Below are 16,172 nucleotides of genomic sequence, written 5' to 3'. Positions count from 1 at the left end.
GATCAACTGGGCCCGGGCCAATCGCCTCCAGCTACTTCGCCGTGCCACCCGCAGCCACGGCAACCAGCCCTTCACCTGCCTRTTTGCYTTYGATTTYTGGAGCACSGTYGGGCGCAAAAACCCCCATGGGGTRATMGAYGCCTTCCARYTGGCCTTTCCGAAGCGGCGGGCTTGGGGTACTCGCACGCCGGAGGCAAACCTGGTCCTAAAACTCTCCAGCAGCGCCCAATTTCCCGATGCCACCGAGGCGTTACGGCAACGGGCCCAGGCCGATCCACGCATCAAGTTGATCAGCGAGCACCTAAGTAATGACGCCTTTGATCGGCTCTATGCGGAGGCTGATGCCCTGGTGAGCCTGCACAGGGCCGAGGGTTTTGGCCTATCCCTGGCGGAAGCGATGGCGGCGGAGTTGCCGGTGGTAGCCACTGGCTATAGCGGCAATTTGGATTTTATGCCCCCAGGAAGTGCAGAACTAATTCCGTATCAAATGGTCCCGATCACACAACCAGAGGGCGATTACCGAGCCGGAGCAATTTGGGCCGAACCGGATCTTGACAAAGCAGCCCAGGCCTTGCATCAACTTGCCACTCAGCCCACCCACCAACAGCAGCTGGCCCTAAAAGGAAGGGCCGCCGTAGAAAGCAATCTAAATCCCACCAAAATCGGTAAGATCGTCCGTGAACGACTTGGCTGTCTTGTGGGCAGACCTGGCAGAGCGGAGCTAGTCCGTCAACTTCCCCTGCAGCATCCTTGGCGACCGCTGGGATGAAGTGATGACCAGGGTAAATGGAGTTAATCTCATCGGCCATGCCTATGCCGAAATCGGCCTGGGCGAAGATCTTCGCATGGTGGCCAGAAGCCTTCTCGGGGCAAATATTCCATTTAAAGTTATCAACGTACCACTGGTAAATGACCTGCGCGAAGGGAATCTTTTTCTTAAGCCATGGGAAAAACCCCTAGACCAATCCCCATTCAAAACATCGATATTCTGCCTAACCCCCGACAAGCAAGAGGCATTTCTACTCCAAAACAACGATAATTTCTTCCAAGGGCAGTATCTAATTGGAGCCTGGCCATGGGAATTATATCGATGGCCCACTGAAATGAATCATTATCTATCAACTGTTGATGAACTATGGGCCAATAGCAGGCATATCGAAAAAGCCTGGACCACATGCAGCCACCCCGCTAAACCCCCAATCCACTGGCTGCCAGCTGCCGCAAAGGCGCCAAGCCAAAGCCCTTTTAATTCCGAAAAAGCAGCAAGAAAACATTTTGGAATTCCCGAGGCAAAATTTGTACTCATCTGCGCCTTTGATTTACTATCAGGCTACCAAAGAAAAAATCCCTTGGGTGCAGTAAAGGCATTCAAACAAGCCTTCGACACCGCTGGATTTAACGCGCAGGATGATGCGTGCCTAATCCTAAAAACCCACTCCCTACGTTCATTTTTAGGGCCCTGGGAAAACCTGAAACAAGAGGTGGCAAACGACCCCCGCATCCAGATTATCGAAACCACCTACCCTGCAGATCAAAGCATTGAATTACTCAGGTGCTGCAATGGCCTATTGTCTCTCCATCGAGCCGAAGGATTTGGACGGATTATCGCCGAAAGTATGATCCTAGGCCTAGATATTATCGCCACAGCATATAGTGGAAACAGCGACTACATGCAAGGCGAAAATGTTTATCCCATTTCATATAGGCTAGGTCCCGTGGGCAGGATCAACAGCCTGCTTGATTCAGAAATGCAAATATGGGCCGAGCCAGATCTAGAAAATGCCGCTTTCCAAATAGGCGCCTCTTACCAAAAATACCGGGGGCGGATGAATTCGATCAGACCCTGGCCATCCTTCTGCCCCATGGCCCAAGCAAAACTATCAGCCAGAGAAGCTGGCAAGCGCTATAAAAAACGCCTCAATCAGATCTGGAGTGAGCTTCGCCAGCAGGCAAACCAAGGCCCGATAGCCCCTGCAAGGCGAGCTGACTTATCCCATGGTCCCCACTGTCTTCCGCCAATAGCATGAACCAATGCCTGGCCTCTTCTCTTTTACCTAAAGCGGCAAGGGCCCTAGCTTTCGCCAACCACAACCAAGGGGAGCTAAATCCCTGCATTAGGGCATGGTCAGCGAGGCCAAGTCCCACATAATTACGCTCAGCCTGGGCAAGCCTAGAAAGCTCAATCAACACCGAATCCAACAGCGACAGCTCACCTTTAATCCCCTGATCTAACGCCACAGGCGACCACTTCGCCAGGTCACAGAAATCCATCAAAGGCTTTAATGCCAAAGGCCGATACAACATAAGCATCTGATTTGCAGTGGCAACAAGATGATCTACATCTGGAAATTTAAGCAGTTTTTCCCAGATCGAGATCGCTTCAATGGCATTATCAAGATCAACTAAGGCCCTGGCTTTATTTTCAAGCCACCAGGGATTTTCCTCTCCAAGCCGAAGTTGTTGGTCAATCTTTTGCAGCGATAGCTCTGGATGACCCTCCTCTCTCAAGCGGATCACATCCTGGAGATCTGGCGTCTCTGCAGACAACCAGATTGGCACCATCAAACTAGATAAACGCTCACTAAGGGCTGAGGAGAATGGGTCATCACCGCAATCAAGTAAGCCCTGCAAACCCACCAGATCCAACTCACTCAAGGCCTGCATATAGACCCCAGCGCTCACATCCATATGCGCTCCAACGATCCTCTGGCTAGGGTAACACCTCCCGAGGGCCTGAGCTCTCTACCGTCGAGAAAACAGGCCCTATCAAGCTTCTTAAACGTTGCTGAAGAGCGCGGGAGAAAGAATCATCCCCACCCTTGAGCAAAGCCTGCAAACTAACAAGATCCAACTCACTTAAGGCCTGCATATAGGCCTTAGCTCTTACATCCCCATCACCGCAGCCCAATTGGCATAGGGAGAAGGCCAATCGGGGGGAAGGCGATTGAAGCGCCGCCTCAATCGCCCCCTCTTGCCAAGTCGATCCCCCTTCATCTGCCAGGCCCGCCAAACGGCATAGGGCTCGCTCCGTGCTTAAACCATCAAGCACCTGCAATAGATTGCGCACGGTGAGGGGGCTGTCACTGCCCCAGCTCAAGGCCTGCTCATAACACTCCACCGCCTCCTGCATACGCTGCTGTCCTCTCAAGGCATCACCCAGCTTGTGGGGGGTCCAGAAACTCTGTGCAGACCGAGCCATAGCCTTCCGCAGCTGTGCCTCACTCTCTGCAAAACAACCCTGCATCAATAGGGCGTAACCAAGCAGATCGAGCAGCTCCAGATGGTCGGGACTCTCCTGGAGCAGCCGCCGCAGCGCCCCTTCCGCCACGGGCCAGTTTTGCTGCTGCAGTGCCTCCTGAACAAGCTGCCACCAGGATTGACTAGCGCTCATGCCWACCCCGCGATGAGCACCTGCAGCCTGTCATGGGGAAAGCTGCGCCAGTTTTGAGAAGAATGCAAGTATTTCTGTTCATCCGCTAGGCCATGGCAGGAGAAAAGCTCCTTATCAATAAACAGGAACCGTTCCCCGCGGGCATTAATCCAGGTAGGTAGCGCTAACTCCGGATGAAACTTCCAGAGTCCCTCAAATTCCATAGCCGCAGCTCCCTCTGCAAATACCACTCGCCGCAGTAATCCTGGACCACTAAGGTCCCAGATAGAATTGATATAGTTTTTACGCGTTAGGGTATTTTCCAAGGCCCCAAGGAGTTGCTCCCTTAGGCGCCACTGGAGCCAGAGCAGATCGTTGCCTGGATAGGCCACCAGGTTGCTGGCGGGATGAGCCCAATTATAGGCCCCATCCTTGATGAAGGCGATCAGGTTAATGCCGCTGCTTCGGCAATAGGGCAGAAGCGCCCTCGCAAATCTTGTGAAAAAAGGATCTATGCACACATCAAGATCCAAGTAGGCCTGTGTCTGATAGGTAAGGGCCAACCGCAACAGATCAGAACTAAGGGCTGGATGGGTTTCTTTACTACTGTTTAGCAGCTGCCGCACCCTTGGAAAAGCCGCCAGCCCCTCGCCGGCCAAAAGTTCCCCCAGCTGGGGTTCATGGAGCAGCACCGAATGGGGAAAATCCGATTCAATTACCGCGAAATTATGGCGAAGGGCTGGCGTGAGCGAATCAGGCCGGTCCCAAAAGCACACAAAACCCTCCTGGCCTGCGGCCGACTGCGGCCGTAGCCAGTCAACCAGGGCGCTGTGATGCTCGAGCATCCATAGGTGAGCTGCCAGTAAACCATGCCTCACCTTGGGCAAGGAGCCACCAGAAGTGGGGATCATTTTCTTAAACCAGGCGTCCATCGATTCGCCCCCGCTGCTCTGCTGCTGTAGCTGGGCCTGAGCTCGCGGCACAGAGTGCACCCGACCATGCCAAGCAGATCGCTGCAGTTGAGCGTTGGATGGGATAGATAGATTTAGCTTTAGTTCAATCTCTGGCGCAGCAGCCATTGAATGCCCCCTGTGCAGGGTGAGGATCTCCATGTTTAGATCGCTTAGCCGATGTTTACTTATAAAGCGACAGTTACCTTGAATTTTTACCCCCTGGAGCTTAAATCCCTTCGCCAGCTCCACCAGCACATGCATCACTAGTGATCCTTTTTTTCCCTGATCGGGCACCGCCAACCGCAGCCCAATTTCCAACCGCTGGTCCCCCGCTTCAGCCTCCGTAGCATCGGTGAGATCAAGGTGAAGCTGGTGAGCATCACTACCCCAGCCCGTGCGGTATTGGGAGTCACACTGCACCGTTCCACTCCCCTTGCCGCCAGGAGCGATCCAGCCTCGGTTCACCATCCAAGAGCCCAGCAGCGGTGAAGCGAAATCGTTGTAGGTGTCGCCCACCGCCTCCAAGCAGCCAAGCCGTAGCAAATCTCCCAGGGGCTGTGAATTAAGGAACCTAAGCATTCGCGCAGGGTCCCTGGCATGAAGTGTCTTAAGAAGGTTCGCCATAGTGGTGGGCGATGTGGAGCCCACTCCCAAGGCCTGTTGGTAGGCGTCGATWGCAAGATCAAGCCTGCGGGTAGCACGATAAATATCGCCAAGGCGATGCCAAGTCCAAAAGCTAGTGGTGCCCAGTTCCAAGGCCCGCCGCAGGGCAATTTCTGCCTCATCCCATTTTCCCTGTCTCTGCAGGGCATAACCAATCAAATCATGGAGCTGGACATCTAGTTGATGGCTCAAAAGGTGATGACTTAGCAAGCCCTCTGCCTCCGACCACTTGCCCTTGTTAAGCAAAACTTTGATAGCAGCAAGTTCTGAGGTTTGAATAGTGATGCTCACTCGAGGTTTACCTGAGGAAAGGGCTAAATAATTAAAGACAAGCAATCAAGATCCAACCCGTTGCATTACATCTCGCTCGGTTAATGATTCCCCTGCTGCTACTGCTTCAAGCAGGGCAATTTGTTGCTTTGTGCAATTATTTTTTTCAAATTTWGCGGCAATTGTTCGSCGTGCAGCCATGCGCAAYGKCTCCTGCCCMRGYGGATCAGCCAGCACYKCCAGCAACYGTTTRGCYARTGCAKTGCTATCAAAAAATGGCACCAGCCARCCATTTACWCCATTACTGATTACTTCCTCCACTGGTGCGGTAGCAGATCCCACCACYAATGCKCCGCAGGCCATTGCTTCTAGCATGCTCCAACTCAACACATATGGATAGGTGAGATATACATGGGCTTGGCTTATCTGAAATATTTSTAWTAATTGCGCATAGGGTAAATGACCGGTGAAATGTATGCGGCTTAAATTAATTTGATCTTTAAGTTCYTCTAGCATTAATTGCTTCCAACTCTTGCCATCGGGTGCTACTGGCCCATAGCAACTGCCATCTTCACCCACAATCACAAYCATTACCTCTTTATTGGCATCTAGTAAAGCAGGTAAGGCCCGCATAAATGTGCGAAATCCACGCAAGGGCTCCAAGCTTCTGCTGCCAAAGCTCACCACCGGATCACCCCTACGGATTCGTGTGCCATYAGGCAAGGTGTAGCATGCTARRGGATTTGGTTTGCATAAATCTAGATCTACCCCCTCATGAATCACTTTGATTCGATTTTGTAGCCAGCTTGGATAACTGCTTTGTTGGAAATTAGTGGCTGTAAGACCCACTGTCATCCGCTTAATTGCCATTAGATCCGCCCATTGCCTCAGGCTTAAATTGGCTCCAAAATCTTCCTKGTGATTTATTGATTGCTCTGGATCAAAATTATTTAAATTAAGGCTACTGAAATCAAGTTCTAATAATGCAACTAAGGGTACGGYTGGAAATACATCGTCTAGAAATAAAAYATCACCCCAGAAMGGGTGMGCTACYACCACATCWGGWATCCARCCCTCCTGCAWAAGCAYTCTCAGCTGTAATGCAACTCTTCTGCCCTGAGCTAACTGTGCCGTAAGGCGCATYTCMGGATTTGTTTGGCGCATTTGYTGATACGGATCACCTCCAGATGATTTRTAGATAACRCCTGTATCTGCCCATGGTGCTTGYCTAGCGCCAATRCCAATCASCCCATGGCCGGCTACTAATAARGCGGGTGCAAGCTGGCGAAATTGGCCAGGAAAATTCTGATGAATAAGCAGCACCCGCACAGCTATCTAGCGCATTTSCCGCACTGAAAGTGTTGAACCAGCGATGTTACTAAAGAAMAGCTCTAATAATGAWCGYTTTTCTAGTTTTAKRTCTGCKGTKATTGCCATCCCAGCCTGCAGGGGAAAAGTTTTACCAAGGCTGTTGATATTTTGCTGGGCTAACTTGAGGCTGATCGGGAAATAGGGCTCCTTCCAATTTTCGTTGGGGGGCAAGGAATCGGTACCGATTGTGGTAACAGTGGCCGCCAGGGTGCCGTATTTATTCCTGTCATAGGCATCCACTGCCACCTCACCTTGCTGGCCGGGACGCACAAAAGCTAAATCCCTATTGGAAACAAATACATTTCCAACCAGGCTGTCGTTTGGCACTAGCTGCAATAGATCTTGGCTTGCGTTGATTACCATCCCACCCTTTGCCTTGAGGTTGAGCACAGTGCCATTTGCAGGAGCCCGCAAGGTAATTCTTCGCAGCCGTTCACCCGTTTCAACTCTGTTAGCTGTATTTTGGGCTTCCTGTTGACGTAGCTCTGCACTTTTCTGACTCGACTCCGCCTCAAGTTTATTTTGTTGTTGACTATTAGCCAACAGGCGAGAATCCACATCGCTTAATTGTTTCTGGTAGTCGAGAACCTGAAATCTGGATGCAGCACCCTGGGACTCCAGTATAAGCAATTGGTCGAGTTGGAGCTTAAGGATTCGCCTGCTCTCTTCAAGCCCAATCCTCTGGGCTTTGAGTTCGCCAACGGCACCGCGAAGACGACTAATCTCTGAACCAGCCATCAATAACAACTCCCTCTTCTGATCCTTAAGAGCCAACTGGCGGCCTTCAAGAATGGTGGGATCAAGCAGTACTAGGGCTTGGCCCTCTTCCACGGCTTGGCCCTCCTTCACTAGCACGTTTGTCACCACCCCTGCTTCAGTTGATCTGATCGCTTCAGTGGAACGTTTCGGTTGTAATTTCCCGCTTAAACTGACCACCTGATCCACCCTCACAAAGGCCGCAGCGGCTAAACACACCAGCACTAATACCGCCATTGCTCCCCCAGTGATTAATGGGAACCACGGAGTGGGCCTACTCTCAAGTCGAGTGTCTGAGCGATCTCCCACGGAACCACGATTGGCAGGGCTGCCGAGGTCCCCCTTTTTTGTTTTTGCTAGCTTGCCAAATTTTGGTAATGCCATTAGTTAAACGTTTCCATCTTGTACTTGTTGCCTATACAAAGTAGCGTAAGAGCCACTTTGATTAATAAGTTGATCATGGCTTCCATCCTCACAAATGCGACCCTTATTCATGAATAAAATTCTATCAGCATTGCGCAGGGTTGTTAGTCGGTGGGTAATAAATAAAACCGTAATGTTGGTAAATCTCCTGGCAAGATTTGTGCAAACAATGCGCTCGGTTTCTGCATCAAGGGCCGAGGTTGCCTCATCTAAGATCAATAAGCTGGGGTCTTGCAGAACCGTGCGAGCTAGGCAGACCCTCTGCCTTTGGCCACCACTTAAACCTGAGCCTTTTTCGCCTAGCCTAGTGGCATAGCCGTTGTCTAAATTAAGGATGAAATCATGGGCAGCAGCAGTTCTTGCGGCTTCCATCACAGCCTCAATGCTTGCGTCTGGGCTGTTCAAACGAATATTATCTAAAACTGTGCCCTCAAATAACAAACTATCTTGGGGTACGTAGCCGATGCGCCTGCGCAGCCCAGCGATTTGTAGTTTTTCAATGTCGTAGCCATCGATAGAGATACGTCCATTTTTTGGTTTATACAGCCGATCAATCATCTGTACCAAGGTGCTCTTACCACTGCCACTTAATCCCACCAGGCCAACAAACTGGCCCGGCTGAATTACCAGATCAATCTGATCAAGAATCAAAGGCCCCCTCTGGCCATAGCGAAAACTCACCTCCTCAAATCGCACTAGTCCCTGAATCGGTGGCATTGGCAGGGCCTGCAGATCCTCCTCACCCACCTCAGGGATCGCCAACATCACATCACCAAGGCAGGCAACTGCAATTCTCATCTCCTGAATTCCCTGCCACAAAGAAGAGAGGCGCAGCAGCGGCCCCACCACCTGGCTGGAGAGAATTTTCACCGCAAACAGTGCACCAATTGTGAGCTTGTTGGCGAGGATCAGCACAGCACCCAGGGAAATGAGCAGCACATCTGCAAGATTGCTCACAAGTCGTGCTGTTTCTCCAATCAAACTTGCTAGCTGGCTTAGACGAAAACGGGTATTTGTATATTTTCGATAGCGTTCTAACCACTGCCAACGCGCCTCCACCTCAAAGTTTTGGCTCTTCACCGTGCGGATGCCACTCACCACCTCATAGAGAAATGCAGATGCGGAGGCGGCGAAACCATTGCTTTGTTTTATTAATCTAATTAATACTGGTGAAGCGATAATATTGATTATCATTAAAATGGGTGCCACTCCTACCACGATCAATGTAAGGGTGGGGCTGATCGCCAGCAACACCACTAGAAAAAGTAAGGCAAAAATTACATCTAGACCCACGCCTAGTAGTTGATCAACGATAAATTTGCGAATCTCATAAAGCTGATTCACGTTAAATAGTATTACCCCCACTTGCCGCTGTTCAAAATAGGGTAGGGGTAATCGCATTAGATGCTCAACCACCGTGGATCCGAGTCGCACATCCACTCGATCGGAAAGATCCGCGCTCACAAGAGCCCGCATTGCTGAGGTGATCCCCGCCGCAATGGCTGCAACCACTAACACTGCCGTGAGCGGCGCTAGCAGGGAGATGTTGTTGCGGCTAATTACTTGATCGATCACCGCCAGCACCCCTAGGGGAAACACAGCGCTTAGTAGTTGTGAAATAAAAGCAGTTATGAGGGTCATGCTGAGTAGGCCTGGGTAGCGCAAGAAGGCCGGCAGAAACCACCCCAAGCCAAAGGTTTCATTCTTCAGTCGGCTGGTACGACCCTCGCGAATCACCAGTAATTCCACCCCATTCGGTAGCCGTTCTTCCAGTTGCTTAACACTCCAGCGTTGCAAGCCAACGCGGGGATCGCCAATAAGTACACCGCTTCCCCCTGCTGCCACCAGCAACATCACAAAAGCGCCATCTAAATCAATTAGTGCAGGTGGCTCAAGGCGTGTGAGGTCCCAGGGTCGGGCCCGCATCGGCCTTGTGTYAAACCCCATTGCCTCTAGTTGGAGTCCCACCTGCGGAAGTTTAAGGGCTCCGAGCCGTTGCTCCACATCCTCCAGATTGCGGCGCACCAGATCTGCGGAAAAAGCCAGCTGCCTGGATTTCGCAAGATGGCTGATGCATGCGAGGGCTTGCTCCACCCGGCTAGTAGCCCCTGTGGCAAATGCAGTTGCTTCCGCCTCTGGGCGGTGGAAACCATGGGCTTCAGCTGATTCACCACCAGGGCGATCCAGCAGCACAGGAAGCTGCTCGGGTCGCAGGGCCAAGGCATTTGCGTTGTTTTTAGTAGGTTGGAAATCCCCTAGGGCATCTGCCAAGCGTTCTTCCGGCAGGCAGATAATTCGGGTGGATAAACCGTTTACCTGCAGCGGTAGATCTGCTCGGATTTGAGGGTTCAGCAAGGCTCCAATTGGCATTGCCGAAGCGGGCCTTGGGCCACTCAATAGTTCGATAGCACCATGGCTGGGATCAGCTGCTGGATCCGCGAGCGACCAATGCCCAAACAATTCTTCAATTAGTTGCCTTGGTTCCGCAACCGCACGCCCCCTGCGTTCTAGCTCCTGCAGCAACAACACTGCAGTTTCCTCAAATAGAGGCATTGCCAGAGCTTGCTGCAGGCTTTGATCAGCGCGCAGGGCCTCAATTGCATCACTAAAGGGCACCAGCAGCAGAACCGTGATTTGCGAGGCAATCAAGGTGAGATCGGGTTCACCTCTAACTACGCTTGCCCAGCCCACCCAATCATTGGCTTCAACACTTCCCAGGCTTAGGGGTGGTGAACCTGGCTGTTGATAGATCCGTCTTAATCGTCCCTGCAGCACTAAGGCCGGCCCCGGGGCTAATTGACCACTGCGTTGGAATGGTTTGCCCACAGACAGTTCAACCAATTCAGCCCGACGGCATAGGGCAGAAATCGCATCGTTCGAAACCCCGCTAAGTAGTGATGAGTTCTCCAGTAGGTTGCGGATGTTGCTCATGGTTAATCAATCTCCTCAAATTGCTGCTGAGCGGTGATCCGKGCCTGAAGTTGCTGTAGCTGTTCCTCTAACCATTCAAAACGTAATTCCTGTAATAACTGGGAACGCATTGCCTCATCTAGCTGCGCCTTGCGAACCGATTCCACCCTAATCAAGTGCACCATTCCATCTAAATCGAGAGGGGGTGTGATCTCGCCTGGCCCATAGCGTTCCACCACCCTTGCTAAGAGTGGATTTAAGCGATGAAGGGCAACCGGACCCATCTGACCACGAACAAGTTGGGGATTGTTAGCGGAGTATGTATCAATGAGATCGCCAAAACTGCATTCGCCTTCGCGCACCTGAAAATAAAGTTCCTGTGCTAGATCGGGATCATYAAAGCGGAGCAAGCTGAGAACTACTTGGTCGTAGCGGGAGCGTTGCTCCAAAAAACGGCTTGGGATCTCATGGCCCCAAATCTTTTCGGTTGCCAACTGCAAACTGGTATCAAATCCTGCCATTGCTTCAATATCAGCAAGCTCAAGGCGCAGCGCTTGGCGCCAAACATCCAGTTCAGCTTGGTTAGCTAACCTCAAACGCTTGCAAAGTAGCTGTAATGCCTCTGGGCTTTGGTTTGCAGGTTCAATCTCCTTGCAGAGGGCATTAAGCAGCAATCTTTGTAGGTATGGCCTAAGCAATTCAGCTTTTGCAAGCAGGGAGAGCGATGCAATCTCCGGCAATGGCAGTTGATGGGCCAACTTCTGGAGATGATCCGGCAGTGAACTCATGAAACGGGGCTTGCGGGATTAACMGGTTGGAGCAGTTGCCGATAAACCAAGGCAGCTTCTTGATAATCGCCCCGGCGCTCTAGCAAAGTACCTAAGGCCCGTAGTATCTCAGGGGTTGCTTGCTGCTGTTGCAACCAGCTGAGCAACTCAATAGCAGCGGAATCTTCGCCCATTTGTTCAAGGTTGTTTGCGGCCAGCAGCAGCCGCTCATTGCGCAGATGGCCTGGCTTGAGCCGATGAACTTTGAGAACTAACAAAGCTTCATCCATGGGCCTTCCTGCCAACTGATGGGCAAKRGACAGATTGGTGAGGGCAGGCACAGCCTCAAGGCTTTCACTATTTGTTTGATCTAAGGCCCTTTGCAGTAGTGCTGTGGCCTCTTCATGGCGACCCTCTGGTAGAAGCAGGCCAGCAAGATTTACTAAACTTGAATAGTGATTTGGATTGAGGCCAAGGGCTTCACGGAAGCGCTGCATTGCCGTGTTTGTGTCTTGTAGAACCAAAGCMGTTAAACCCTCTAGCCGATGCAATTCGGCATGGCTGTGGCCGGCTTCACGCAAGCTGGCTAAACGGGCAGCTATTTCACCTGCTGATTCAACTGATAAACGCGCCCGTAAAGCCGGCAGCTCCCTAAGCCAGCTATCGGTTGCTGTATTTAAAGTGTTATCAGAGCCMTGAGTTATTGGTTGAGCAGCTTCATGGGCAATCGTGTTTTGTGACGAAACTGAGTTGATTTCCACAAGGTTTGGCGGCAAATCCAAGGAATTGTTTTGCTGGCCTTGCGGGAGAGGGGAAATCTCAAGATTTTTAGCAACAGCGCCGTGTAAGAGSGTGTAGGCCTGCCTATATAAGGGCGAGGCCATATCTGGCGCACCGCAACGATTTAATTGCTCAGCTTGGGCAAAATATTCAGCAGCTTTGCTGGCCAGCCGAGTTGGATCAGGTTTTGGTAATACCAGCTCATGGCCATAGAGCTGTTCAAAACTAGAGCTAGGAGTKGTTGCCATAGATTCAGCTGCGCTGRGTCCGCCAAGCCACCGGATTAATGCCTGCCGCAATTTCGAACGCTTYCGTTGGCCTTKTGTTGAATCTTGATAAGGGCCGTAGCCGGTGGGTTGCATGAAGATGAACTGGGGTATTTGCTTGGCGGATGCTTTAACACCATGATGCCATGGGTTTCGGTGGTGCTTCCTTTTCGGAATGCCCGTAAATGGTTACCCAGCAGCCTCGCTTCGTTGCTTTTGCAGCGCAACATTCGGCTTGAACTGGTGGCGATCGATGATGGTTCCACTGATGGATCTGGCCAGCTTTTGGCGCAGATTTGGGCTAAGTCGCCCTGGCCATTGCAACTAATAACCACCACCGGTGTGGGGGTTTCCCAGGCCAGAAATCTGGGCTGGCAGCAAGCCAAAAATGAGCTGGTTGGCTTCCTTGATGCTGATGACCTCTGCCTTGATCAACGCTTGGCCTGCCAGGCGGCAATGCTTAATCAGAATCCCGACCTGCAACAGGTGCTATGTGGTTGGCAACGCATTAATGATGCTGGTTCCAGCATTGGCATTGTTCAACCTTGGCTTGAGGGGGCCGGTTTCACTGTTGAGCAGGCTTTGCGCCACAAGGCGGTGCTACCAAGTGCTTGGATGCTGCGCCGAGCAGTTTTAGAGCGCAGTGGTGGTTTTGATCCTGGGCTTACCCAGGCGGAAGACGTGGATCTGCTTTGCCGTTTGGCTTTTGCAAAAGAACCTGGTGCTTGGTTGCAGCAGTTGGCCTGCGGCTATCGAATCCACCCCCAGGGCGCAAGCCAGGCGGCACGCCCCCAAGCCCGCAGCCTGTTGTTTGTAACTAACAGGTGGCTTGCCAAACTTCCCGAGGAAGAAAGCACCGCAAACCTGGCTGCTGAAGTTAGATATGCCACACGCGCTTGGGCTGGCTGGCATGCCTGGAGTTGTGATGAACACCAGCTAGCAGAAGAACTCTGGAATTCAAGCTTCGGCATGAGCCCAATGCCACCAGCTCTTACTTGGGTTCACTTAGCTGAAAACGTAGCCCGCAGCAGCCAACGGGTGGGGCAGCCGTTCCAAATAGAAACCCTGCTTGGCGATCCGATTTGGCTGCGCTTAGAGCAGCGCTGGCTAATGGGCAACCCCGCTGCTGTGCAACAAACCCTTGCCAGCTGGCGCCAAAAACTGCTGGAGGAATTAGGCGCMACWCCCTCAACAAGCCCTTGGTGGCCCGCAAAGTTGCTAACAGCGCTCAAATTTTCCGARCCCCTTGGGGCGCTACGCCAAGAAGTGCTGAATTGGAGCATTGMACTACTCAGCTGGGATCCAAAACAGYTGCCSCCSYWSGAAYTGCKYAGYCGYTTRGCCCGCATTCTTTGGCACTGGGCCGTGATTTGCTGGAGCGAAGCAAAGCGGCCCACTCTCAATAGGTTGGAGCAGAGTGCAACTTTTTTTCCCACTAGCCAAGTGCTGGYGGCCTTAGAGCGGGTTCATCGCGCCACCAGTGGYGCTGGTGCAGCTGCCTTGGCGCAACTGGGCAAGCAGCTACCTGCCTTTGCAGATGTTCCGCTGCTTTCGGCTAGCCCAGCTTTTTGGGAGCAGCCGGGGCAACCAGCCGATTCTTGTAACGGGCCCCAATGTCCTCCTTGTATTGAAAAAGAACTGCAAACTTGGGGCAAGCAGGATTTGGGTTCAGGTTTATKGCRMTGGCTTCCRCCAAACGTTGTGGCGGATCCAMCCAGTAAGCAATCCATCCCCCTAACTGTTAGCGAATTACCAAATGGCAGCTGCTGGATTCGCCCTCCCTTRGCAAATCCATGGGGAATCACCCATGGGCTGGCGGTAGCTGATCAAAAAGGTGCTATWCAGGCGCAGCTCAGCCGCCGCTATCCCCAACCTTGGCGCAGCTGCCCGGCACCACCAGCTGGATGTGAACCCCCGCCTTCAATCGAGGTGCGCTGGTTTGATGCAACGGTGCTTGCTGTGGCTGATTTATCTGCTGAAATTTATTACCATTGGTTGCTCGAAAACCTGCCRCGCATTGGCTTAGCGCTTGAAAGCCTTGGAAAAGATAAAGACATTAATTCGTTACTGCTTTGGCATAACGGCGGTGAGAGCAGGTTTGTAGCTGAAGGGKTGCAAGTAATGCTTGGTTTAAAGCCGCACCGGCTAATTGATGCCCGCCGCTATCCCCACATAAAAGCCCGTCGTTTGTTGGTGCCAGATTTCCCAAGTGCCTTTGGGAAWCCATCTGCTGCAGTACAAAATTGGTTGCGACGTTTCTGGCTAAATCCAAATCAAGCAGAAACAGTTGATTATTCAAACCTCTCTGGCAATTCAAATCGGAGGCTTTGGCTWWGCCGCGGTGACCAAAGGCGAAGAGCTGTGTGGGGAGAGGCAGAAGCGCTTAAAAAATTAATGGGTTTCAATATTTCCGGGGTGGATCTTGGCGGCATCAGTGTGCGAGAGCAGGCCCAGTTGCTTGCATCAGCGGAATTAGTGGTGGCTCCCCATGGGGCGGCCATGGCCAATCTAGTTTTTGCAAGCAAAGGAACCAACGTGCTCGAGCTGCACCAACCGGGCTATTCCCCCCCTTATTTTCATGGTATTGCAGCTGAGCAGGGCCTTAACTTCCACAGCTGTGAGCAACCTCAGCGGCCACCAGCCCTATTKCAAGATCTGCTTTGGGAGGGCCCAAGCAGCGAACCAATCCATCTAGATCAAGCCTTGGTTCATAGGAGTGTGGAGCTGATTATTAAGATGAATTTATGAACGATGTTTCCCGAGCCACCGCCTCTGGCATTGAAGATCTGCTGCTGGCGGTGGAGCTAGATCCAAGTTGCCCTGAAACCTACGAAGCAATTTCTGATCAATTGATGGTTAAGGGTTATGGCGCTGAAGCAGCTCGCTGGCGGAGTTGGTCGTTGCTGCAGCCAAGCAACAGCAATTTAAATCAGGCCATTGCTGAATTAAGGGAGTTGTCTTTAGGAAGGCCAAGCTTGCTGGATAAAACAGAGCAAATCCTTGATCAAGCCCAACAGCTATATAGACAAGGTTTTTTGCAGCAAGCTAAGGATTTACTTGAGAGCCTGGCCTTTACTAATTCTTTACCAGCTGCAATTTGCAATCGAGTGGGCATGCTTGAGGCCCAGCTTGGTGATCATTGGCGGGCCGAGAGCTGGTATCGCACAGGCCTCTTGCAGCAAGCGGCCCAGCCGCAGGTGTGGTTTGCGATAACTCGCCTTCTTTTAAATCAAAGTAGCTGGGATGAGGCCATTGAAACAGTTGAGCAAGGGCTTATCTTTAGCCCAAAACATCCTTGGGGCTTGAAGTTGCGAATGCAGGCATTGCAACTTTCAAAAGGTTGGCGAACTTTAGCGTTGTTGGATAGCAAAAATGAATTACCACAATTAGATCAACGCCATGGCCCTWTAACSGCTGGCCGCAGTTTTCAACGCCATAAAACATGGTTGCAATTARATTTGCAAGAAAARCTACGCCTGCGGCACCTGCTRATTAATCAACCGGCTTGCTGGTGGGCACTRAATTTTCGCCAAGCTGATYTGCTRCTWTGGGCAAAAGAACAGGAACTACTACCAAAAAACTTAAGCATTAAAATAATAGCAAGCCCGGATCCATTGGGCTTGCATTCTGATTTGAATAAGCT

The 16,172-nt window shown here is 51.7% G+C and carries 12 protein-coding genes; 4 read left to right on the top strand and 8 right to left on the bottom strand.

The features are described 5' to 3' along the window. The coding region (locus C7K08_RS09995; RefSeq protein ID WP_161955876.1) for a glycosyltransferase at positions 1-769 on the top strand (769 nt) is incomplete at its 5' end. Between the two features lie 4 nt (positions 770-773). Then, on the top strand, positions 774-2,027 hold the full coding sequence (locus tag C7K08_RS09990; protein ID WP_106500485.1) for a glycosyltransferase: 1,254 nt from the start codon (positions 774-776) through the stop codon (positions 2,025-2,027). Here C7K08_RS09990 and C7K08_RS09985 read toward each other — a convergent pair. The 8 genes from C7K08_RS09985 to C7K08_RS09950 form a co-directional block, all read right to left on the bottom strand. Then, complete coding sequence (locus tag C7K08_RS09985) at positions 1,918-2,688, bottom strand: hypothetical protein (protein ID WP_106500484.1); 771 nt, start codon at positions 2,686-2,688, stop codon at positions 1,918-1,920. The genes C7K08_RS09990 and C7K08_RS09985 overlap by 110 nt on opposite strands. A 22-nt stretch (positions 2,689-2,710) precedes the next feature. Continuing rightward, on the bottom strand, positions 2,711-3,391 hold the full coding sequence (locus tag C7K08_RS09980; RefSeq protein ID WP_106500483.1) for a tetratricopeptide repeat protein: 681 nt from the start codon (positions 3,389-3,391) through the stop codon (positions 2,711-2,713). Beyond that, positions 3,388-5,277 carry a tetratricopeptide repeat protein gene (locus C7K08_RS09975; RefSeq protein WP_106500482.1) on the bottom strand — a complete coding sequence of 630 codons (1,890 nt, stop codon included), beginning with the start codon at positions 5,275-5,277 and terminating at the stop codon, positions 3,388-3,390. The genes C7K08_RS09980 and C7K08_RS09975 overlap by 4 nt, the downstream gene beginning before the upstream one ends. A 45-nt stretch (positions 5,278-5,322) precedes the next feature. Next, positions 5,323-6,399 (bottom strand): glycosyltransferase, encoded by a 1,077-nt coding sequence (locus C7K08_RS16895; protein ID WP_161955875.1) that lies wholly within the window; start codon positions 6,397-6,399, stop codon positions 5,323-5,325. 192 nt (positions 6,400-6,591) lie between these two features. Next, a complete protein-coding gene (locus tag C7K08_RS09965; RefSeq protein WP_106500480.1) occupies positions 6,592-7,767 on the bottom strand; it encodes a beta-barrel domain-containing protein in 1,176 nt (391 codons plus the stop codon). A 3-nt stretch (positions 7,768-7,770) separates the two neighbouring features. Then, the gene (locus C7K08_RS09960) at positions 7,771-10,737 is read right to left on the bottom strand and encodes a peptidase domain-containing ABC transporter (RefSeq protein WP_106500479.1); all 2,967 of its coding nucleotides are present in this window, start codon (positions 10,735-10,737) and stop codon (positions 7,771-7,773) included. Between the two features lie 2 nt (positions 10,738-10,739). Next, positions 10,740-11,504, bottom strand: a complete 765-nt coding sequence (locus C7K08_RS09955; protein ID WP_106500478.1) for a peptidylprolyl isomerase — start codon at positions 11,502-11,504, stop codon at positions 10,740-10,742. Then, on the bottom strand, positions 11,501-12,511 hold the full coding sequence (locus tag C7K08_RS09950) for a tetratricopeptide repeat protein (protein ID WP_161955874.1): 1,011 nt from the start codon (positions 12,509-12,511) through the stop codon (positions 11,501-11,503). The genes C7K08_RS09955 and C7K08_RS09950 overlap by 4 nt, the downstream gene beginning before the upstream one ends. 156 nt (positions 12,512-12,667) lie before the next feature. Here C7K08_RS09950 and C7K08_RS09945 point away from each other — a divergent pair, with 156 nt between their 5' ends. Both C7K08_RS09945 and C7K08_RS09940 read left to right on the top strand, forming a co-directional pair. Further along, positions 12,668-15,277, top strand: coding sequence for a glycosyltransferase (locus C7K08_RS09945; protein ID WP_133165214.1), 2,610 nt, complete (start codon positions 12,668-12,670; stop codon positions 15,275-15,277). Beyond that, the coding region (locus C7K08_RS09940) for a hypothetical protein (protein ID WP_133165213.1) at positions 15,274-16,172 on the top strand (899 nt) is incomplete at its 3' end. The genes C7K08_RS09945 and C7K08_RS09940, both read left to right, overlap by 4 nt.

The organism is Synechococcus lacustris str. Tous, from assembly GCF_003011125.1.
Lineage (GTDB): Bacteria > Cyanobacteriota > Cyanobacteriia > PCC-6307 > Cyanobiaceae > Synechococcus_D > Synechococcus_D lacustris.
This window is presented reverse-complemented; position numbering and strand designations above follow the sequence as displayed.

What these genes read in the sequence shown, in the direction of transcription:
- C7K08_RS09990 (WP_106500485.1), top strand. Translation starts at nt 774, where the DNA reads ATGACCAGGGTAAATGGAGTTAATCTCATCGGCCATGCCTATGCCGAA.
- C7K08_RS09985 (WP_106500484.1), bottom strand. Translation starts at nt 2,688, where the DNA reads ATGGATGTGAGCGCTGGGGTCTATATGCAGGCCTTGAGTGAGTTGGAT.
- C7K08_RS09980 (WP_106500483.1), bottom strand. Translation starts at nt 3,391, where the DNA reads ATGAGCGCTAGTCAATCCTGGTGGCAGCTTGTTCAGGAGGCACTGCAG.